The 21,337-nt window shown below is 61.9% G+C and carries 20 protein-coding genes; 18 read left to right on the forward strand and 2 right to left on the reverse strand.

Annotation, left to right across the window (positions count from 1 at the left end; genetic code table 11):
- Window positions 1-81 precede the first annotated feature (81 nt).
- The gene (locus tag SPHV1_RS18430; RefSeq protein ID WP_054947497.1) at window positions 82-2,163 is read left to right on the forward strand and encodes a spermidine synthase; all 2,082 of its coding nucleotides are present in this window, start codon (window positions 82-84) and stop codon (window positions 2,161-2,163) included.
- 303 nt (window positions 2,164-2,466) lie between these two features.
- Here SPHV1_RS18430 and SPHV1_RS18435 read toward each other — a convergent pair whose 3' ends face one another.
- Entirely contained in the window at window positions 2,467-3,747 is a 1,281-nt protein-coding gene (locus SPHV1_RS18435) for a hypothetical protein (RefSeq protein WP_054947498.1), read from the reverse strand.
- Between the two features lie 144 nt (window positions 3,748-3,891).
- Between SPHV1_RS18435 and SPHV1_RS18440 the strand changes: the two genes are divergently transcribed.
- Window positions 3,892-5,961: a TonB-dependent receptor gene (locus SPHV1_RS18440; RefSeq protein ID WP_054947499.1), complete on the forward strand. Its 2,070-nt coding sequence runs from the start codon at window positions 3,892-3,894 to the stop codon at window positions 5,959-5,961.
- A gap of 169 nt (window positions 5,962-6,130) precedes the next feature.
- Here the strand turns inward: SPHV1_RS18440 and SPHV1_RS18445 are convergent, their stop codons facing one another.
- A complete protein-coding gene (locus tag SPHV1_RS18445; RefSeq protein ID WP_231634738.1) occupies window positions 6,131-6,880 on the reverse strand; it encodes a DUF2279 domain-containing protein in 750 nt (249 codons plus the stop codon).
- A 956-nt stretch (window positions 6,881-7,836) separates the two neighbouring features.
- Here SPHV1_RS18445 and SPHV1_RS18450 point away from each other — a divergent pair.
- From SPHV1_RS18450 to SPHV1_RS18515, 16 genes are all read left to right on the forward strand, one after another.
- Complete coding sequence (locus tag SPHV1_RS18450) at window positions 7,837-8,979, forward strand: AAA family ATPase (protein WP_082431061.1); 1,143 nt, start codon at window positions 7,837-7,839, stop codon at window positions 8,977-8,979.
- 115 nt (window positions 8,980-9,094) lie between these two features.
- Window positions 9,095-10,168 carry a ParB/RepB/Spo0J family partition protein gene (locus tag SPHV1_RS18455; protein ID WP_054947501.1) on the forward strand — a complete coding sequence of 358 codons (1,074 nt, stop codon included), beginning with the start codon at window positions 9,095-9,097 and terminating at the stop codon, window positions 10,166-10,168.
- Between the two features lie 106 nt (window positions 10,169-10,274).
- Window positions 10,275-11,537 carry a replication initiator protein A gene (locus tag SPHV1_RS18460; protein WP_054947502.1) on the forward strand — a complete coding sequence of 421 codons (1,263 nt, stop codon included), beginning with the start codon at window positions 10,275-10,277 and terminating at the stop codon, window positions 11,535-11,537.
- A 1,040-nt stretch (window positions 11,538-12,577) separates the two neighbouring features.
- Window positions 12,578-13,057, forward strand: coding sequence for a hypothetical protein (locus tag SPHV1_RS18465; protein ID WP_156367389.1), 480 nt, complete (start codon window positions 12,578-12,580; stop codon window positions 13,055-13,057).
- Between the two features lie 2 nt (window positions 13,058-13,059).
- A complete protein-coding gene (locus tag SPHV1_RS18470) occupies window positions 13,060-13,686 on the forward strand; it encodes a hypothetical protein (RefSeq protein WP_054947504.1) in 627 nt (208 codons plus the stop codon).
- The gene (locus tag SPHV1_RS18475; RefSeq protein ID WP_054947505.1) at window positions 13,683-14,171 is read left to right on the forward strand and encodes a hypothetical protein; all 489 of its coding nucleotides are present in this window, start codon (window positions 13,683-13,685) and stop codon (window positions 14,169-14,171) included. Before SPHV1_RS18470 ends, SPHV1_RS18475 begins: the two co-directional genes overlap by 4 nt.
- A 77-nt stretch (window positions 14,172-14,248) precedes the next feature.
- Complete coding sequence (locus SPHV1_RS18480; protein ID WP_054947506.1) at window positions 14,249-14,755, forward strand: hypothetical protein; 507 nt, start codon at window positions 14,249-14,251, stop codon at window positions 14,753-14,755.
- Between the two features lie 175 nt (window positions 14,756-14,930).
- Window positions 14,931-16,091 carry a tyrosine-type recombinase/integrase gene (locus SPHV1_RS18485; protein ID WP_231634739.1) on the forward strand — a complete coding sequence of 387 codons (1,161 nt, stop codon included), beginning with the start codon at window positions 14,931-14,933 and terminating at the stop codon, window positions 16,089-16,091.
- Between the two features lie 80 nt (window positions 16,092-16,171).
- Window positions 16,172-16,525, forward strand: coding sequence for a hypothetical protein (locus tag SPHV1_RS18490; RefSeq protein WP_054947507.1), 354 nt, complete (start codon window positions 16,172-16,174; stop codon window positions 16,523-16,525).
- Between the two features lie 373 nt (window positions 16,526-16,898).
- The gene (locus SPHV1_RS18495) at window positions 16,899-17,402 is read left to right on the forward strand and encodes a hypothetical protein (RefSeq protein ID WP_054947508.1); all 504 of its coding nucleotides are present in this window, start codon (window positions 16,899-16,901) and stop codon (window positions 17,400-17,402) included.
- Window positions 17,403-17,478: 76 nt separating this feature from the next.
- Window positions 17,479-17,637 carry a DUF6771 family protein gene (locus SPHV1_RS26150; RefSeq protein ID WP_369817950.1) on the forward strand — a complete coding sequence of 53 codons (159 nt, stop codon included), beginning with the start codon at window positions 17,479-17,481 and terminating at the stop codon, window positions 17,635-17,637.
- Window positions 17,638-17,795: 158 nt separating this feature from the next.
- Window positions 17,796-18,293, forward strand: coding sequence for a helix-turn-helix transcriptional regulator (locus SPHV1_RS18500; protein WP_231634740.1), 498 nt, complete (start codon window positions 17,796-17,798; stop codon window positions 18,291-18,293).
- A gap of 26 nt (window positions 18,294-18,319) precedes the next feature.
- The gene (locus SPHV1_RS18505; RefSeq protein ID WP_054947509.1) at window positions 18,320-18,727 is read left to right on the forward strand and encodes a VOC family protein; all 408 of its coding nucleotides are present in this window, start codon (window positions 18,320-18,322) and stop codon (window positions 18,725-18,727) included.
- Window positions 18,724-19,134, forward strand: a complete 411-nt coding sequence (locus tag SPHV1_RS18510) for a DUF1801 domain-containing protein (protein ID WP_054947510.1) — start codon at window positions 18,724-18,726, stop codon at window positions 19,132-19,134. Before SPHV1_RS18505 ends, SPHV1_RS18510 begins: the two co-directional genes overlap by 4 nt.
- Before the next feature lie 224 nt (window positions 19,135-19,358).
- Window positions 19,359-19,694, forward strand: a complete 336-nt coding sequence (locus tag SPHV1_RS24530; protein WP_082431057.1) for a GFA family protein — start codon at window positions 19,359-19,361, stop codon at window positions 19,692-19,694.
- A gap of 487 nt (window positions 19,695-20,181) precedes the next feature.
- Window positions 20,182-21,294 carry a Fic family protein gene (locus SPHV1_RS18515; RefSeq protein ID WP_156367390.1) on the forward strand — a complete coding sequence of 371 codons (1,113 nt, stop codon included), beginning with the start codon at window positions 20,182-20,184 and terminating at the stop codon, window positions 21,292-21,294.
- The last annotated feature ends 43 nt before the right edge of the window (window positions 21,295-21,337 follow it).

Below are 21,337 nucleotides of genomic sequence, written 5' to 3' on the forward strand. Positions count from 1 at the left end.
CGGGGCCATTGGCATCTTTCGGATTGCGCTTTGCGATCTGGAAGCCATCCATGGGAATGCGGGCATTGGGGGGAACCAGAATTGCTCAGAGTTGATAGCGAGCCAAACGATCCGTTCGTGCAGGATGGCGTCTCGCCTCCCGGCGGAACGGCAGATGCAGAGTCTTCAAACGGGGGCGACCGGTCAAAGACGATCATGCGGCTGCTGCTGGCCAGCGCCCTAATGCTTTTTCTCGAGCTTGCACTGATCCGCTGGCTCGGCGCGAACGTCATCCACCTTTCCTACTTCTCCAATTTCATCCTGCTGGGGTCCTTCCTCGGGATCGGTGCAGGCTTTCTCATCAGTCGGAAGAGCTGGTCGATTTGGCCAGCCTCTATGCCCCTGCTCAGTATCCTTGTTGCCGGCGTTTTGCGTTTCCCGGTGACGATCGAGCGTAGCGGGTCTGAAATCATCTATTTCACGTCGCTCGAGGTAAGCGGACCGCCAGCATGGCTTGCTCTGCCAGTCATCTTCGTGCTGGTCGCCATCGTCCTGGCAGGACCCGCCGAGGTGGTCGGGCGCTGCTTCGGCAAGTTGCCGCCGCTCACCGCCTATCGCTATGATCTCATGGGCTCCCTGATCGGGATCGCTGCCTTCACCGGGCTCAGCTTCCTCCATGCACCTTCCGTTGCCTGGGGCGCGATCGCGTTTGTCATCTATCTCGTGCTGGCGAGTCCCTCGCGCCGCCTCGTGACCTGTGCCTGGGCCCTCGTACTGGTCGGCAAGCTGTTGATGGAGACATTGAATCCGACAGTCAGCTGGTCGCCCTACTACAAGGTCATTACCGAACCCATCGGCCCGCCGGAACAGGGTATGCTGCTGATTGGCGTCAATGGCGTACCTCATCAGCTCATGGCTCCCGCAAAGTGGAAGCTCGAACAGGGCGAACGGATCTATGAAACGCCCTATCTGCGGCTCCCTTCCAATCCTCTGAAGGATGTCCTGATCGTCGGCGCAGGTTCGGGATCGGACGTCTCCATCGCGCTCACCGAAGGCGCAGGCCACATCGATGCGGTCGATATCGACCCGCGCATCATGGAAATCGGCGCGGAACGGAATCCGGACCGTCCTTACTCAGACAAGCGCGTGGTGCGACACGTCAACGACGGACGCGCATTCCTGGAAGGCACGGACCGCAAGTACGACCTGATCCTCTTCGCGCTGCCAGACTCTCTTACACTGGTCAGCGGTGCTTCCCAGATCCGACTTGAGTCGTTCCTCTTCACAGAGGAGGCGATGGAGTCTGTGCGTCGGCACCTCAAACCGGGCGGCAGCTTCGCCATGTACAATTATTACCGCGAAACCTGGCTGATCGACAGACTGGCAGGGACGGTGGCCAAGGCCTTCGGGCACGCGCCGTGCGTCGACACTTTCTCCGGAGCTCAGGCGGTGATCGCGGTCGGTGTCGACAAGGCGGACCAGAGCTGCGCCGGTGTCTGGGCGCCCAAGTCGCCAAACAAAGTCATCAAGCCCGCAACCGACGACGCTCCGTTCCTCTATTTCAAGGGCGGCGCATTCCCGCAGCTCTACACAGTCACGCTGATCTGCATCCTGCTGGCATCGATCGCCGCCGTGCGCGCGCTGGGCGGACCGCTGCGGCCGATGCGCCCTTATGCGGACCTGTTCTTCATGGGCGCGGCATTCCTGCTGCTGGAAACCAAGAACGTGGCGACTTTCGCCCTGCTTTTCGGGACGACCTGGTTCGTCAATGCCCTCGTCTTCTCGGGCGTACTGGTCATTGTCCTGGCGGCAGTCGAAACGACACGCAAGTTCCGCACGCCGCCGCTGCCGGTAATCTATGCTGGCATCGCCGCCTCGCTGGCACTGGCCTGGGCTATCCGCCCTGACTGGTTGCTTCCCCTGCCCTTCCTTCCGCGCCTGCTGGCTGCAACGATTCTGGCATTCCTGCCGATCTACCTCGCCAACGTGGCCTTCGCGAAACGCTTCCAGAGTTCCTCGGACTCCCAATCCGCCTTTGCAATCAACCTGCTCGGTTCCATTGTCGGCGGATGTCTGGAGTATTCCGCCCTGGTCACGGGCTACAATAACCTGCTGATTGTGACAGGCCTGCTCTATCTGGCGGCATTCCTGCTCATACCAAAGGGAACCATTAAAGCCGCCTGATCGCAGTGATCGTCCAACGATAGTCTGCACGTCATTGACGATGATTGCCATTGTTGTCCGTGTCGCTGACATGCACCTAGAAGGGAATGCTCAGTGACCGGGCGATGGCGTCTGTTTCCTTGAAACGGGGAAAGTCCGCAAGGATCACATCGGTTCGGCATAGACAACGTCGGGCGGAAGTCCGCTCAATTCGACGCAAGCAATAACCTGCGCACAGGTAGCTTCGACTTCAATCAGTTCGGCGGTAAGATAGGCAAGCAACCTACCCCGCATGGTCGCTCGGAGTTTCCAAGCAAACTAACTTCAGTCCCGCGCTCTGTCGCCGAGCGGCCTTGCCCGCAGGATGCGGTGGGACAGGTCGGTGCCTTGCTGCCCGGTGATCTCGACGACGGCCTCGAAGCCCTTGTCTCGCCCGGCGACGGCTGCGAGACGGTCGGGAAGGTTCGGTACCGCAAGCAGCGCGGCCAGTCCTCTCAGCCCCGTATCGCGCAGGCCCGCGAGGACCACGACCTTAGCCCCGCCGGGTTCGTTGAACTGGGAGACATAGCCGTAATCCTTGTAATACCGGTTCGAGGCGAGGCTCAGCGCTTCCTCGCTGTGGAAGGACTTCCCGTCATCGATATCGACGATCTCGTCGTAGGTCTCGCCGACCGCGAAATTCGACCCGGCGGAACCGATCGATTCGAGCATGCCCATGCCGCTGAGCAATCCGATGAAGACGATGTTGTAATCGCGCAAGGTCTCACTGGTCAGCTGCGAGGCGGGCATGACGCTTACCGGCTTGGCGTGCCGGGCAAGGATCGGCATGACCGCCGATAGGCCGTAGGCGGAGGACACCGGCAGATAATTGAGCCCCATGTCCTCTGACCGCGCGTATCGATCCGGCTCGGACTCCTTCAGGCGCGCGAGGTCCGCTGCCGAATTGACCGAAAAGTCCCGGACGAGCCGGTCGATCTGCGAGAAGCGCTGATCGAATTCGCCGTAGATGTAGTAATCGCCCAGCACGAGCATGACCGGACGGTCCGAAGCGAGCAAGGGTTGCCAGATGGCATTGGCCCGCTCCGGCGCCGGATCGCCCCGAAGCCACCATCCCGCCATGGCCATCGCCAGCAACGCCAGCACCATCGGGATGGCAAGCCAGCGTGGGAAATTCCGTGAGCGGCCGGGCTCGGTTTCGCGTTCGCGCTCGGGTGCGGATGTGGGTTCGGCCTTCGCCGCCCCGTCCCGGTCAGCGATGAATTGCAGGGCATAGACGCCCGATGGAACCAGCAACCTGCCGGCCCGTGCGGCTGCATCGTGGGATGCATAATGGTCGTCCAGGCGCTTGCGCAGGCGGTGGATGTAGACGCGCACGGTGGCGTCATCGCCATCGGTATCGACGTGACCGAACACCGTTTCGGCGATCTCCGCCTGCGATGCCGATTCGGCATTGGCGCCCCGCGCGGCGAGGAAATCGAACAGTTCGCGCAGGCGGCCCGATCTTCCGACGACGTTCTTCTCGCGCAAGCGCTCGACTTCGGCAGCGAAAGCGCTCCCGCCGCCAGCTTCGTCATCCTTGTCCCGGTGCTCAAATCCAGGCGCCATCCGGCTCCCCCCATGTAACGCCGGCGTAACGCGCGGGATTACCGTAATTTACGAACATTGGCGAGCGAAGCCGGATAGCGGTGCCTTCCATCGAGATCAACACAAGTCGGACGATCGTCCGAACGGGAGGAATTCTTGAAACCAGTGATTTACGGCACCTTCGCGGCTGCCGCGGCGATTTGCACGGCCCATGGAACGGCCTTTGCGCAAACGCCGAATGACAATGCGGCGCCGCTCGACAGTGGCCGAACGGCCGAGGAGATCGGCGCTGCCGGTTATTCCGCCGATGCGATCGTGGTCTACGGTCGCAGCGAGCAGCGCATCGGCATCGCCGGTGCCGCCAGCGAAGGCGCGGTGGCCGGCGCCGACATCGAGATCCGCCCGCTGCTGCGCCCGGCCGAACTGCTGGAGGCGACGCCCGGACTGATCGCCACGCAGCATTCGGGCGGCGGTAAGGCGAACCAATACTTCCTGCGCGGATTCAACCTCGATCACGGTACCGACCTGTCGGTCTCTATCGACGACATGCCGATGAACTTTCGCACCCACGGTCACGGGCAAGGCTATCTCGACGTCAACGGGCTGATCCCGGAGGTCGTCGAGCGGGTCGACTATCGCAAGGGGCCGTATCGCGCCGATACCGGCGACTTCAGCTTCGTGGGATCGACGCGGATCACCACGCGCACCCGGATGGCGCCCTTCGTCCTCGCCGAGGCAGGTGCATTCAACTATGCCCGCCTTGTCGCAGGCGGTTCGACTGCCATCGGCGCGGGCACCCTGACCATGGCGGGGCAGGCCAAGTTTTACGACGGCCCCTGGGAACTGCCCGAGGATTTCAAGGGCTATTCCGGCTTCGTGAAGTACTCCGTCCCGCTGGGCCGGGGCACGTTCCAGGCATCGCTCAACATCTACCACGCGACCTGGGCGCCGACCGAGCAGATCCCCGAGCGCGCGATCGGCACCGACCTTTGCGAGAATGTCTACTGTTCGCTCGACCCCACCCTGCGCGGCTCGACCAAGCGCGAAATCCTCACCCTCGGCTACACCGATGACGACTGGCGCGTGACCGCATGGGGCCAGCATTACGACTGGAGCCTGCTGTCCAACTTCACCTTCTTCCTCGACAATCCGGTCGATGGCGACCAGCTGCGCCAGTACGAGGAGCGCTGGAGCTGGGGAGGCCGCGTGGAACGGCGCATCATCGTCAGCGACAGGCTGGAACTGCGCGGCGGCACCGAGCTGCGTCAGGACTCGATCAATCCGGTCGGTCTCGATCATACGATCCGGGGGCAATTCGAGTCCGCCACGACCAGGTTCGATGTGAACGAGACCAGTGCCGGGCTCTATGGCGAGGCGATCTGGCGTCCGGTGGATCGGCTGATGCTCATCGGCGGCCTGCGGGGTGACTGGTATCGCTTCCGCACGACCGACCGGGGCGGCGCCATCGGATGGAGCGGACTGGTCAAGGACAGCAGCCTGGGCTTCAAGGCCGGCGTCAACTACGAAATCTCCGATGGACTGGCGCTATACGCGAACTACGGCGAGGGTTTCCATTCCAACGACGCGCGCGGCGTGACCAATCCGAAGGACCCGGCGCCGGGCATCGTCAAGGGCGACATGGAGGAAGTGGGCGTCAGGATCGAGCGCGGCGGCCTGATCCTGACCGGAGTGTACTGGTTCAGCTCGATCGACAGCGAACTGATCTACGTCGGCGATTCCGGCTCGGTCGAACCGAAGGGCCGTGGCCGTCGCCACGGCTATGAGCTGACCGCATTCTGGAAGCCGAACGCATGGCTTGCCCTCGATGCGGTCTGGACCGGATCGCACGCGCGCTACGCCGATCTGCCGAAGGGCGCAAACCACGTCCCCGGTGCGCTCGAAAGCGCGGGAGAGCTGGGCCTTTCCGCGGTGTTCCCCGAATTCAACGCGGCACTGCGCTTCCGCTACCTTGGCCCGCACGCGCTCGTCGAAGACAACTCGCGCCGCGGCAACGAAACGCTGCTGGTCAACATGCGCGCCGCTTGGACTCCATCGTTCCTCAAGGGAGTCGAGGTCTATGGCGAACTGCTCAATGCGCTGGGTACGGACGCGCATGACGTCGACTATCAATATGCAACTCGCCTGCCCGGCGAACCAGCAGGTGGCGTGGTCGACCTGATCAGCCGGACCGTCGAACCGCGGCAGGTTCGACTGGGCGTGAAGAAAACCTTCTGAACCCCTTCCTCCAGCCCGCATCCCACGATGCGGGCTGGTCCAGTCTTCGGGCATGTTCGCTTATTTCGCCCTACGCTTCCAAGGGTCGCCGGGCGCTCTTTCGCTGCCTGTATCCCCTGATCGCATCCCGGCATGGCAGGCCGTTACAAGCGACTGAAGATAGCCCCGATCAAGTCCCGAACCGCCCGGTCGTATCATAACGGATCGAGGTATAGGGCAGTTGGACGTAATCCAGAGCCGAATAGGCCGCCGTTCCGAAGCTGGACTCCGAATTGCCGAACAGCAGTTCCCCGACGTTCAGGCCGATGCCGACGAAAACGTGGCGCTTGGGCTTGATGCCAGCCTCGCGGTCCTTGTTTAGGAAATCCGAGGCGTAGTACCCGACCTGAAGGTCAAGGAAGCGTAAGGGGGAACGGCTGAACCGCTTGAAACCGGCGCCCTTGATCGAGAACATGAAGCGCTGCTGTTCATAGTGCGGCTTGCCCTCGTAGCTGTAGATGTGCCCGTTGGGCACGATCTCGATCTTGAAGGACACCTTCTCCTTGAGCCCGGGGACCGTGTTGCGCAGGACAGAAAAGCCAGCTCCGGCCAGATTCATCGCAACGTCCTGAACCGACCAGCCACTGTCGGGCTCGATACCGTCAGAAAACTCATTGAAGATCATCAGGCCCGAAGCCAGCATCGCCGCTGTCAGCGCGTCTCCTTCCGAGGCATTGGAGCGCCGGTGAATTCGACTGTGTAGGAATTCGGCAAGGAGGTAGGTGTCGAAAGCGTGGGTCAGCTTGTCGACGCCGATGTTGGCCGTGTCCTTACCGAACCAACCCTCGTCCTTGAAATGAAACTTGGTGGTCTCCTTGAACAGCTTCTTGCCGCTCAGCATGCTGAAATAGCCCAGAAACACGAGCGATTCAGTCTTCACAGTCCCCGCTTGCTTCCAGAAGCCGGCGTGCGTGGCATGGTCCTTCGAGACGTGATCGGCCCATCCCTCGCGCTCAATTGAACTTCCTTCGGCTATGCAAGCGCCCGGGCATTCAGTTTCGTCGGAATTCTCGGGATCATCGCCATCATCGCTTAACGGCAACGCATGAGCTTCAGCGGGAGCCAGGTCAGACAAATCCCACTTCCCAAGAGCTTGGGGACTTGAAACTGCGGGGTCCGGCAGGACGCAAACCCCGGTCGGACTTCCTTCCGCGGAGCGGCATCGGTGCTCTAATGGAAATAATACGACCGGGAAGCCCGGCATGGCCGACATTTCTGCCACGGACTTCGGAGTGCCCGGACCTTCAGGCCAACCTGACGTGATGGTCTGAACATTTCGACCGCTGTTCTTTGCAAATTCGGAGGCAGGCGTGCCACTAGACCTGATGTCCGAATTGAAATCAGCAGCCCATGAGGGCAGTGATGGACAGCAAAAGGCAAGCAGCAATGTCTGCCTGATACGAACGGGCAGAATTGAGCCCTTCCTGCGCCCTGGTCCCATTACGCCTCCCGAAAGTTCAGCACGTTCACCTTGCTGTTTTCGACCGACTCAATTCGACCAATACTAATCGACAATCTACCTCGGGTAATCGGTAATTCTTACCAGATCACGGGTGATGGGGGTTGGCGTCACACCTGATGTAAGAGACGGCGGCGAAAGTCGGCGCGTATTGGTCTATCGCAGCAACTCAGCCACACCTGCGCTCTGAAGATTTTAATTTTCTTTCACGCCGCGCCACAAGCCAAAGCGTCCAATTGCAGGAGCTGTCAGATAGAAGTTGCGAATTGAACGCATCCGATGCAAATTGCCGCCCGCAACGTTCAAAATTTCCTTGCGGAGGACATGTGAGTTCAATCGGTTCCCAGATCGGCGATCTTGCTCAAGCTGGTGAGAAGATGATCGAGCGTCTCCGGCGAAAGGCGTTCTTGCCCGAAAGCCGCAAGGGGCTCAACGTGCGTTTCGGCATTGCCGAGGCAGCGCAGTTGCTTGGTTGTTCGACCAACCGCATCCGCATGGCCGAGGACGACGGGCGACTGCCCCCTCCCCCCGCGAGCGAGAACGGGCGCCGGGTCGGCTATACGGTCGAGGAGCTGCTGCACATGCGCGAGGTGCTGGGCGCCTCCCCTGCCCGCGCGCCGCTCGACGTTCCGGCGATGATCGCGGTGCAGAACTTCAAGGGCGGCGTCGGCAAGTCGACCGTCACCACCCACCTCGCCCACTATTTCGCGGTGCAGGGCTACCGCGTCCTCGTCGTCGACTGCGACAGCCAGGCGACGACCACGACGCTGTTCGGCTTCAACCCGCATTTCAACATCACCCGCGAGGAAACGCTTTACCCCTACCTTTCGATCGATCCGACCCAGGCCGACCTGCTCTATGCGGTCAAGCACACGCCCTGGCCCAATGTCGATCTCATCCCATCGAACCTCGAACTGTTCGACGTCGAGTACGAACTGGCGGCAGCCGGGGCGGACGGGCAATCGGTTCTGGCAGCGCGTTTTCGCAAGCTGAAACAGGGCCTTATGGACCTTGCGCGCGATTATGACGTCGTCATCCTCGATCCCCCGCCAGCGCTCGGTACGATCAGCCTTGCGGTGATGCAGGCGGCCAACGCCCTGCTCGTGCCGCTGGCGGCGACGACGCCCGACTTCTGCTCGACGGTCCAGTTCCTCTCGATGATGGACCAGGTCCTCGACCAGCTGACCGGCGCGGGGATTGCCGTCGACTACAGCTTCGTGCGGCTGATCTGCTCCAAGTTCGACCAGGGCGATCCCAGCCACGAGATGGTGCGAACGATCATGGAGCAGACTTTCGGTCCTGCCCTCCTTCCGGTTCCGATCCTCGAGAGCGCCGAAATCAGCCATGCCGCGCTGCGCATGATGACGGTCTACGAGCTGGAAAAGCCAATCGGCACACCGCGTACCCACAAGCGCTGCCGCGCCAATCTCGACGAAGCGCTCGGCCAGATCGAGCAGCTCGTGCGGACCGGTTGGGGACGGTCGCAACGCATCGACGAGGAGCTGCTGGTCAATGGCTAGGCCCCTGCCCTTGGGATTGATGGAGCAAAAGGACTTTCCTACAAGGTTTGTTCACCATATGTTCCAAACCTCTTCCCTGCCAAGCCCTTTTTCCGCGCGTTGCCCGAGGTAAACCATGGCCCGCAAGCAATCCGATTATCTCGCCGCCCTGCTCTCTGACGAAGAGGAGGCCGCACCCGCGACCGGAGCTTCGCAAGAGGCATCGCCCTCCCCTGCCCCGGCGGAGCGAGCGCCGCGGTCAGAGCGCGCCCGCGGAACGACACTACTGGGCCGCGAAAGTGCGCTGGCCCGCGTGGCAACCGGCGAAGTTCGGCAGGTCACGCAATTGCTGCTCGATCCCGCGCGCGTCCGCGTGTGGGAAGGCAATGCCCGCAGCTATGCCCATCTCTCCGAGGAATCCTGCCGCGAGCTGATCGATTCCATCATTGCCGAAGGCGGGCAGAAAGTGCCGGCAGTGGTGCGGCGGATCGAGGGCGACCCCGAGCACGACTACGAGGTCATCGCAGGCACGCGGCGACATTGGTCGATCTCGTGGCTGCGCGCCCACTCCTACCCGGACATGCAATTCGTGGCGCAAGTCGCGCAGCTCGATGACGAGGCCGCCTTCCGCCTTGCCGATCTTGAGAACCGGGCGCGCAAGGACGTCTCCGATCTCGAGCGTGCGCGCAACTATGCCGCAGCGCTCAAGGATCACTACGGCGACCACATGACCCGCATGGCCGAGCGCCTCAAGCTGTCCAAGGGATGGCTGTCGAAGATGCTCAAGGTCGCAGGCATTCCCGATGCGGTGCTGGCCGCCTTCGCCTCGCCGGCCGACGTCCAGCTCAAGCCCGCCTATCCGCTGGCCCAGATGCTCGACGACAAGGACAAGGCCCCGGCGATTCGCAAGGAGGCCACGCGCCTTGCCCGCGAACAGGAGGTCCGTCGTGCTTCGGGCCGCCCTGCCCTGCCCGCCGCCGACGTGCTCAAGGCGCTGCTTGCCGCGCCGGATGCCGAACAGGTCAAGGCCGAGCCTCTCGTCGTCAGCTCCTCCCGTGGCCGACCGCTGGTCAGCGTGCAGACCTCGAACCGGCAGGGTGTGACCTTGCGGCTTCACGCCGGCTCGGGCGCCGATCCGGAAGAAGTGCTCGCCGCCGTGCGCGAAGCTCTCGACAGGCTCGAGAACGAAGGCCGAGGGCTGCAGCGGTGAACGGCTGCTATAGCGGGATGGGCGGTGGCGAGCTGCCGCCTGCCCCCCTGCCCTCTGCTAATCTGCCCCTGATCGGTCCGCGTGTTTCCCCGGGGAAACATCCAAGATGAGCCGCGCGCGCAAAGCTGCTGTCACCGAGCAGTTCGACCTATTCCTGCCCTATATTGCCGACCTGCCCTTGCGCGACCAGCGCGAGATGATGGAGCGGCCCTTCTTCAGCCTGGCAAAGTCGAAACGGGTGAAGCCGATCGACTACACCAGCCCCGACGGGAAGTTGTGGGTCCACGTCTCGGCCAATCCCGATTATGGCATGGCGACGATCTGGGATGCCGACATCCTGATCTACTGCGCCAGCGTGCTGGCTGACATGGCACGGCGCGGCGTCAACGATGTCCCGCGCAAGCTGCACATCATGCCTTATGACCTCCTGCGGGCGATCGGACGACCGACCACCGGACGTGCCTACGAACTGCTGGGACAGGCGCTCGACCGTCTCGTCTCGACCACGATCAAGACCAACATCCGCGCCGAGAACCGCCGCGAGGCGACTTTCTCCTGGCTCGATGGCTGGACCCAGCTCGTCGACGAGCGCACCGAGCGTTCGCGCGGCATGACGCTGGAACTGTCCAACTGGTTCTGGGAAGGGGTGATGATGAAGGGCGGGGTCCTCTCGATCGACCGTGCCTACTTCGACATCACCGGCGGCCGCGAGCGTTGGCTCTACCGCGTCGCGCGCAAGCATGCAGGCGGGGCTGGAGAGGCTGGCTTTGCGATCTCCATGCCCGTGCTGTTCGAAAAGTCCGGCGCCGAAGGGCAATATCGCCGCTTCAAGTTCGAGATGCTCAAGCTCGCCGAGAAAAACGAACTGCCCGGTTACGGACTTTCCGTCGAAACGGCCAAGGACGGCGAACCAATGCTGCGCATGCGCCGCATCGACGGGAAGGGCGGGGCGGAAACATACCTGCCTGCCAATCCCACCGAGCCGGATGTTTCCCCGGGGAAACACGCCATGCCTGAGCAAGAAGCAGTGCCTGTCAAACCGGTTCTGGCCGAAACAGGGCAGGGCAGGGGCCAGGGCGGAAAGCCAGCGACATCGCCTTCACCACAGGTGGACGTCATCGATGCCCGCAAGCTGATCCGCTCGACCGTGGCGGGCCTTTCCGATGCGGCGACGCGCGGCTTCATGACCGACGAGACGATCGACTATCTGCGCCAGAACTGTCCGGGGTGGGATCTTCATGCCCTCCACGCCGAGTTCGAACGCTGGGTCAACGCCTCGTCCGAACGGACCCCGGCCGACTGGCAACGCGCCTTCATCGGATGGGTCAAGCGCCATCACGAAAAGCACCGGCACACCTTGCGCGGGTGAGACGCAGAACGCGAGGGGAGGGCGTCTTGCAGATACCCGGCCTTACCCTCGCACGCAGCCCGTCACGCCTTGCCGAAACCACCTGCATTCCGGTCTCTTTCCCCGTCATGGGCGAGACAGCAAGACCGTCAAGGCACTCCTCAACGTTCCAAGCGCATGGATGCTAAGGCCCGTTCCGTCTCGTCGGGACAGCCTGCGCCACGTTCTCGTGCCTTTGCGAAAGGAGGAGTCAGGGCCCCACTCACGACAGGAATCCGCACCCCCGTTCCCGAAGTGTCGCGTCGGGATCGCTGCATGTCGGACAATGAACAGACTTCAAGGGCGCGCCCACCGGGTTTGAACGTCGTTTCCCGACAAGGCTCAAAAAGAGATTCAAAAAATGGGCCTAGAACCGGGTCTTCGACACTCCGGGAACGCTCTGAACCCGGGCTTCGACCCTTCGGGAACAGCCCAACGACCTTTCGGGAACGGGGGCGCCGACATTTCAGGAACGGATCGACGATCCAACGGGAACGGCCTGTAGAGTGCGACTCGCCTGATTCAGACAGGCTTCGCCCCAAGCGCGCTCCTCTAACCTTGTAACAGATTCCCTAAATACCATTCTAACCGGCAGGAAGCCTGTGGCCTGGTTTGAAAAGGGGAAAGGCCAGGTCTCGCCCCAGATCCGGCCAAAGCGCTTATTGGCAAGCCTTGGGCGTCAAACGTCCCGCCCTCTCTGCAATGACCTGTGACAGATCACCGGGCACGCCCGCATCCACCAGACCGGGCGCCTAACGCCATTGCCGATCACGGCAGTGTCCATGGCGTGCCCTCAATTGTCCCGTTCAGGAAAGTGAAACAATCATCAGGAGGTCTGCAGTGCCGCGCAAACACGTCCGCAGACCCGAGCCCAGGAAGGAAGGGAAGAAGGCCTGTCGGCAAGGCAGTTCGAATGAAATTCAGGACTGAGCCGCGTGCTTTGCCCTGGGGCGGCTCGCCCAGAAAGTACCCAGAATATGAAGCAGATGAAATTGGGCTCCGCAGGCGAAGATGTACGCTTGATGCCCTGGACTACCCAGCAAGTGCGCAACCGCATGATGGCGCTGGCCTTGGCCATCGGGGCTGAAATCGATCCGGAGGCGAGCGAACGGCATCGATCTCTCGCCGGAACTATCGTCATGCCTTTCGCGCAGCTGCTCATCGCCGGCACCAATTGCCAGCGGCCCTTGCTGTTCCCCGAAATGGTCCATCTCGCCCGGGAGAGCGGTCTCGAAGTGGTGTTGTCGCGGTTTGACGCCACGCGGGGCGTCAGCTTCGACATTCTGCTGCAGGACCGCGCCAACATCCTGTACGGCTATGCAGCGTGGCGCGGGGAAGGCCATGACCTGTGGTTCATCCCGAGGCTGGAGGAAGGACCGTACTTGCGTGCCTTGCCGTCCGGACTGGTCCGCGGCGATGCAGCGCCTTTCCTCAACCCCGAAGATCGACGAACCGGACTGATCCGGACCGTCGACCTGCCCATCTTCGAGGCAGGCTTCTGACCATGGCGCGCAAACATATGCTGAAACTGGCCGCTGCGACGCCGGAAGTCGCGGCTGACAAGGCCGTCGCCACGCTCAAGTCGTTCTCGAAAGGCGACTGGGACCATCCCGGCTTTTCGTTCACACGCTACTGGTGGCTGGGGGAGGGCGTCCGGGAAGGGATTGCGCCCTGGGTCCGAAGGAAACTCAAACCGGGCGACGATCCGAAATTCGGTCACGCCGCGCGCAGCGAGGTGCTGCTGCCGCCCAGTGCTCCGGGCGACTATGCCAGCATAGATTTTCTGCTGCAGCGCTTCGATGACACTCTGCCGCCGTTCGAGAGCCATGCCATGGTGCAGGCGAAGATCACGCTTGACGATAGCGAGCCGTGGCATGTGGGCTACGAACGTGTCCGGGCATTTGCGCGGGACCACTTCGCCGGCCGATTTCCCGTTGTCCTTGTCGCTCACGTTCCCGGCACTGCGGGTCTGGAAGGCAATGGCAGTCATGTTCATTGCATCGTCCTGTCACGGTTTCTGGGCGTAAACGGGCTTGGCGGGGCGTGCCATGTCCTGTGCTCGGATCGGGGCTATGCCGCGGCCCTGAGCGCGTGGCAGACGTACGCAGACATCGCGGAGGCTGCAGCATGAGCCGCGAAACGCCTCTGGTCTCCGAAACCATGGCCCGTCTTCTTGCTGGAAAAGGGGAAGAGACGCTCGATCAATGGGCTGCAACGATCGCGCGGGCGCGGGAATTGTTGCAGACGGGTGAGACCGTCCCTGAACTGCCGCTGCCCGAGACTTCGTACCCATGGGAAGCGACCGAGCGCCGGTTGAACGCGCCGCGCCGCATCTGGTGTGCGAGCGGCGAAGATCATGTCACCGGGGCAGGCCTTTGCGCATACTTTGCGTCCGGCTTCGCGCGGGACGAAGATGAATTTCGCCGCAGGATCGCGCTGGAGTTCGGCCGTGAACTGGCCAACCGGGCACAACTGGCAGAAGGCAGCGCCGCGGTATCTTTCGCGGATTTCTTCCTTTCACCGTCCTTGCGTTCGGCCTTGGAGGCGTTCGAAAGAGGGGAGGGCGCCCCTGCGACCATGGTCTTCTTCGCACGGTACGCGGAGAACCGTTCCTGAACCGCGGCCGTGGACCGGAGGTCGCAATTGGCCCCCGGACCATGGCGCGCTCTTCACCAGCAAGGAGGATTGGCAAGATGAAGAATGCAGCAGACAGTCTGGTCGAGAACATCGACATGCGCGACGGCGTTCCGCCGGGATGGCGCAGACTCTACGATCGGCTCATCGTCGATCTCTATCGGCTCGATTGCGCTGCAGAGGTTACCGCCGCGGGTGCACATCGAGGCGAACTCGCAGTCACCTTGGCTTCACACGCTGCGGTGCCGGCGGGCGTCGAACGTCTGATAGACGCTGCAAGGCGCGCATCAGCTGCACTTTGTGAAGAGTGCGGCGCGGTTGCGTCCCTCCATGATGGCAATGGCACGGTCAGAAGCCTGTGTGGCCCGCATTACCGTCTGGAGTTGGCCGTACAGGCTGCAACAGAGCGCCTCTTCGAAGGGGAGCGGGCGGAAGCCCTGCGTTGGGTGGATGCCTTTGCCGTCGCGCTGGGAGAGGCACCTGGCGAGCGTGCCATGCGTTCACAGCAGGGTTTCGAGGAAGTCCTCGCCCTGATCCGGCGGATCGAGTCTGGTGTCTATTGCTGATGGGGCTCGCAACCCGGCCTTGTTCTCGAAGTATAGCAAATGCCAAATAGCTATACACCCTCTGGTATAAGTGCTTTTTACGATATTTCCATAATCGGACATTATGGTAAAATCGATGTTGCCGAAAGCCATGTTTTTCGCCATTTTCGCCCCATGACATCCGCCGTGACCCCTGATGCTGGTTGAGCCTGGGCGCCTGTTCCCGTCATCGGTCGAACTGGTCCTCAAAGCCCACGCGCCGCTGATCGACACGCGCCGGGCCAGTGTGATCGCGCTCGAGGCGGCGGTTTCGGCTATGGCGCCTGCGACCCGCGCGGCGATCACAGCTGACCTCAAGTGCTTTCTCGCCTGGTGCGCCCAGCAGCGGCCCGCGGTGCAGGCCGTGCCTGCGAGCCCCGAGACGCTCGTTCACTACCTGCGCTGGCTCTCGACCGACTCGCAAGTTCGGGCCCCGGTCAAGCCGGCGACGCTGGCGCGCCGGATCGCTTCGATCGCCCGGATCCACCGGGTCCTCGGTTTCGGGGAGAGCGAACCGCTGCCGACGCAGGCCGGAATGGTGCGCGATACGCTGAAGGGCATTCGGCGCGAAAGGCCCGAAAAGCAGCGTCAGGCCGCGCCCCTGCGCTTCGGCGAAGCGATGGCGGACGGACAGGCCGCGCCGGACGGCGTGACCGTCCAGGCGCTGCTCGCCACCTGTGGCAGAGGCATACAGGACTTGCGTGACGCGGCGCTCATCAGTCTGGCTTACGATGCAGGTCTTCGCGTCTCCGAGCTGGTGGCGTGTCAGGTCGCCGATCTGACCCGGGTGGGAGACGGCAGCGGCCGCCTGCACATCGCGCGTTCCAAGACGGACCAGACAGGAGAGGGCACTCTGGCCTGGATTTCCCCAGATACCATGGCACGCCTCTTGGCTTGGCATGCGGCGGCAGGAATTCTGGAAGGCCCGGTGTTCCGGCGGATCCATGTGCTGACCGGTCGGCCGGACGCGGCCGGGCAACAGACGGTGCGGCATTATGTCGCCACCAGGCCGCTCACCCGGCAAGGCGTGGTCGCCATCCTTCGACGCAGGGCCATCGCGGCCATCGAGCTTGGCCATGTTCAACTCGAACCCGGCCGAAAGGAGGACGTGATCCGGTCCTTGAGCGCGCACTCGTTCCGGGTGGGCCTCACACAGGACCTGTTCGCCGCCGGAGAGGACGGTGCCGGCATCGCGCTGGCGCTGCGCTGGTCCTCGCCCGGTACCGCGCTGCACTACGCGCGCGAGCTGGCGGTCGGCAGCAATGCCGCGGCGCGAGTGCTCGGCAAGCTGCGCGCGGCGGACCTGGAGCCGGGGTAGCAATGCGGTCAGAAAGCCGCCCGATGCGTGCCTGTGCGCCCCTCCCGATATGCTGTACGAAATCCGCGGACAGCGATGCCATGGCACTCACGGTGGCCGACCGTACGAGCAGGTCTACGACGGTGACGGCTTCCTACAGCCTTGGACCCATTTCGCCGGACTGCCGCCCGCTGACGTTTCAGTTCGAGGGTGGCCGTCGCGAGGTCCTTGCAGGCAGCTATGGCAAGACCACCGCATACTTCCGCGGCGGTGACAGTTACGATTCGGGCGATGCCTTCACGATCACGCCCAATTACCTGCAGGGTGCCTGGATCGGCGAGTTGCGCATGCTGGCCGGTGGCTACAACTTCACCTGGCAGATCGCGACGCGGATGGAACAGACGTCGGATACTACTGACCTGACCGCCTGTGCTTCACTCAGCGTTGCCTTCTAAGGCGCACTTGCAAGGAAGGTGCACCCGGGTCGCCTCGGTAGCGGGTAGGCATCGCCCAGCATTGCCCGGCCATCTTGCGGCACAGTCTCCATATGCAGGAGCTGTCGCAATGACAGTTTGCCAGGAGGGACACTGGCCTTCGGTGTGCGAAGTGATTCCTTTTCAGTGGCTTGCAGCATACTCTGAGCATTTCCGGATCATTACGGGAACGTCAGGCGTGTTCAACTGCGCTTCGGGCAAACTGTCAAAACGACAGATATTTCCGCTAAAGCCATGGATTCATTTCTTATTTGTCTTGTTCCTCTAGTCAGATTCATCAGATTCTGGCATAGTGGGAACAGAGGCGAACAAGGATCAGGAACAGCCGTTACCCATGGGCAAGACTGCAACCAACGTCGGGCAGATCCTTGATCGTTTGTCTGAAGTGTCCAGTCGTCCGCGCTATGCCTTCGCTGTTCTCAACCTCCTGGCAGAGCAGGCAGGTCCCGGTTCGAAGATAGGTCCTTTCGTCGAGGACGAGACCGAGGTGCTTCCGCTGCGCGCGTGGGTGGGCAAGAGGCTCTCGCGGCTTTCCGGTCGCAGCAAGCGGCGCAAGAAGGTCGAGCAGCGCCTGCGCGAAGAGCTGGCCGACAAGCTGCCCGATGACCTGTTTGAAGCGCAAAGGATTATCGATGCCGCGGTCGAGGAACATGTGCGCGTGACCGGAGCCGACAACTTCAGTCGCGTGGTGACCGAACTCGAGAGGGCAGGGTACGTGGCGCGCTACTACGAGGGATACCGCACCAATCACGCCAACAGGGGTGGCTCGCGCAATCTCGTGTGCGTCCTCGATGCCGACGTGTCGGCCGCGCTTCGACGCCGAGACATGTTGGTTTGATGGCAAGGCAACGGGCTCGTCTCGGATGTCCCTTTCATCCTTGAGTGCTTGGCCATGACCTGCAATGGCACCGGCTATGGAGCAACTTAGTGAGATCATTCTCAACGTTGTCGGGCGGGCACCCGAATGGATTCGCAAGGATCTTGCAGGCAGTGATGCTCTGGCGCGAGAGCGTGCCGAAGAGGCCTTGGCAGCGATGATCGCCGACGCGATTGCGAAGAGTGGAGCACAATAGCAGCTCGGGGAGCCGTTTCACGGGAGGAGGCGGGGCGAGGGGACAAAGGCTCTTGCCTCGAGCCGTGCCGGCAAGGGCTGGCCAAGTCGGCCGTGCGCGACATACTGCTGTCCCTCCGTTGGCAACATTGAGTTATTCGGGCTAGAAACAAGCAGATCGTGACCGACGACCTCGTTCTCTTGTTTCATGGCGAAACTCAGACCGCCAATGGGCAATGTCCGCTCCTTGTTCGTCGCCTACTGCGTGCCAAGGACCGGATGGACGCTTCTTCGCATGAGGCATGGCCGGTCAAGCGGCTTGCCAAGGTCAGCGGTGTGTCGGAGGCCCATTTTGCGCGCGCGTTCCGCAAGGCATTTGGCATACCGCCGCACCGTTACCTCCTGACTCGCAGAATTGAGCGTGCCAAGGCGTTGCTGCGCGATACCGAGCTTGCGATCACCGATATTGCTTTCGAAAGCGGTTGGAACAGTCTTGGCACTTTCGGGCGCACCTTCCGCGACGTTACGGGGGAAAGTCCCGGTATGTTCCGTACTCGCGAAAGGAGTGTGGCGCATGGAATGGGTCAGGTGCCACCTTGCTATCTTAGCGCGGCCCACCGCCCGGACCTAACCATAGCAGTTTCGGAGAAGCGTCGTCGCAACCGCTGCTATAAGTGAGTGGGAACCCAAGCGATGGAGGTCCCATGAGTGAAGCAATTCAGGTCGTCGGTCTGTACGTGCGGGATCAGGACGAGGCCTACGAATTTTACGTCGGCAAGCTTGATTTTCGCGTCCACACCGATCAGCGCAACGGCGACTATCGCTGGCTTACCGTGCAGCATCCGAAGCAGCCGTCGTTCCAGCTTGGCCTGTTCCGACCGCAGGCGCCAATGCACGATGCCGCCACTGCTCAAGCGCTGAACGAACTTGTGGCTAAAGGCGCGATGCCGCCTCTGGTCATGGCGGTCGATGACTGCTTCGCGACATACGCGCGGCTGCGCGAGCGGGGCGTGGAGTTCACTCAGGAGCCGATCGCGCGCTACGGCAACGTGGACGCAAACTTCCGTGATCCTTCCGGGAACGGTTGGAAGATTATCGAGAAGGGTGCATGAGCGACCGGGCTTGCGCATCTGCGATGATCGACGCGAAACTCGCCGGCCTTCGTGACTGGCGAGGCGAAACGTTGGCACAGGTTCGTAAACTGATCCATGAGGCTGATCCTGAGGTGATCGAAGTCGTAAAGTGGATCAAGCCAACGAACCCTTCGGGTGTGCCGACCTGGGAACATTTCGGGCTGATCTGCACAGGCGAAGTTTACAAGAATTACGTCAAGCTGACCTTCGCGCGGGGCGCGGCGCTGAAAGATCCTGCCGGATTGTTCAATGCCGGATTCAACGGCGCAATTCGCCGTGCCATCGACTTGCACGAAGGTGAGGCGGTCGACAGCTCGGCATTCAAGACGCTGGTCAGGGAAGCAGTGGCACTGAATGCTGCCGGGCAAACGCCCAGGCGATCCTAGGCTGGCTTGGGCTTGCGAAGGTCACCGTTTGCTTCGCGTCGGCGGGCTCGAAGAAATCGGGCCATTCGCACGAAGAACCACGGACGTTCAACGCATACCATGACAGGCGACGCCCCGCACTGGTATGAGCGCGAGGCGCGAGCCGTAGTGCCCGGCATCTCGTAATCTAATGTGGCGAAGCGCGGAGAACCGGGGTTTGTCGGATCGGTGCAGGAGACATCGGCATGAAGTATGAAGGAGCCTGCCACTGCGGGAGAATTCGTGTCGCGATCGAGGGCGATCCCAGCGACGCGAGCGAATGTAATTGCTCGATTTGCCAGCGAACCGGTGCACTCTGGACCTACCGGACTTTTGGCCAGGTGGAAGTCACGGGGGTGGGCGTAGGCTACGTACAGGGCGACGCGACGTTGACCTTGTGGCACTGTGGGACCTGCGGCGTAACTACGCATTGGACGCCTCGCGATCCGACCTGCGACCGCGTCGGTGTCAATCTCAGGCTATTTGACCGGGCGATGTGGGAAGGGCTGCCTCGCCGGTTCATCGACGGCGCGAGCTGGTAAGGAATCCGGTGATTCTTTGCCTCGCCGCAGCCTGAAGCCGCGCCGCCGCCCGGCAGTTCAGGCTTCGCTATCCGTTAGGAAACCGGCACGTTCAGTGCAGGTGCTATCGGGAATTCTTCCAACGAGGAGATTATAATCAAGCTCGTCGGCGCAATTCTCTGGACGTGATTCAACCTCGAAGCTTTGGATCGAGGAGGCGATCAAGTACATGCTCGTGCCAGCCTTCGCGCGCTGTTGACTTAGTACGAACGTGCGGTGGTTCGGACGTTCACGGATGGACAGATTTGTCGGGGGAAGTCGTTCCTGCGCGGGACCTGCAATGGCCAAATACGGCCAGTGGTGGACAGGTTCGAAGCGAATCCTGGCCATGAGATCGCTCGCTGGAATGCGGTGATTAACGCCCGCATTCGCCGTATTTTGTGCGGTGAAAAATCATTGCACTGCGCGGTGAATGATGGGTATATTTACCGCATAAGGAGCGGTGATTGTGCCCTGCATCCACGAACTGACAGATTGGCCGAACCTGATCTGGAACGAGCGGCAGCTCTTTCAGCCGCTCGCGGCTGTCCGCCACAGGCAAGGCCGATTGATCGGGCATATGGAAGCATTGGGATTTCCATTGCGCGAAGAAGCGGTGCTCCAAGCGTTGACTGAGGATGTGCTGAAATCCAGCGAGATCGAGGGGGAAGTGCTCGACAGGGAGCAAGTGCGCTCATCCATTGCGCGCCGCCTCGGGATGGAGATCGGTGGATTGGTCGACGCCGATCGCGATGTCGAAGGTGTCGTGGAAATGATGCTGGATGCGACCCAGAACTACGCTCGGCCTCTGACAGCTGAGCGCCTTTTCGATTGGCATGCGGCCTTGTTCCCGACCGGGCGAAGCGGGATGAGCCGAATTACGGTCGGTGCTTGGCGGGGCGATGAAGGTGGCCCCATGCAGGTCGTCTCAGGGCCGATCGGTCGTGAGCGGGTTCACTATCAGGCCCCTGCGTCTAACCTGCTGGATCGGGAAATGTCCGGTTTCCTCGTGTGGTTCGAGACGGCGATGCTCGACCCTGTCCTGAAGGCTGGCGTTGCGCACCTGTGGTTCGTAACAATCCATCCATTCGATGACGGGAACGGGCGCATTGCGCGTGCGATCGCAGATCTTGCGTTGGCGCGTGCGGAAGGCACAGCACAGCGCTTCTACAGCATGTCGGCTCAGATCCGTGCCGAGCGGAAGGCTTACTATGACATGCTGGAAACGACGCAAAGTGGCGGGCTGGACATAACGGCCTGGCTGCTTTGGTTCATTGGCTGCCTCGATCGTGCATTCGACAGGGCTGAGACGATCCTCGCAGGGGTGATGCGCAAGGCGAGGTTATGGGACTCGATGGCAGGGCAGACGCTCAATGATCGGCAGCGCAAGGTGATCAATCGTCTTCTGGATGGCTTCGAGGGCAAGCTGACCAATGCCAAGTGGGCAGCGATGACCAAGACGTCGTCCGACACGGCTCTGCGCGACATCAACGACCTGGTTCGCAAGGGCATTCTGGAGAAAGATGCCGCTGGGGGACGCAGCACTGGCTATCTGCTCGTGGAAGATGCGAAAAACGCCTGACCACGGCGTCTGAAAATGAGCGATTCAGGCACACATAAGCGAA

This window comes from Novosphingobium sp. KN65.2 (genome assembly GCF_001368935.1).
Taxonomy (GTDB): Bacteria; Pseudomonadota; Alphaproteobacteria; order Sphingomonadales; family Sphingomonadaceae; genus Novosphingobium; species Novosphingobium mathurense.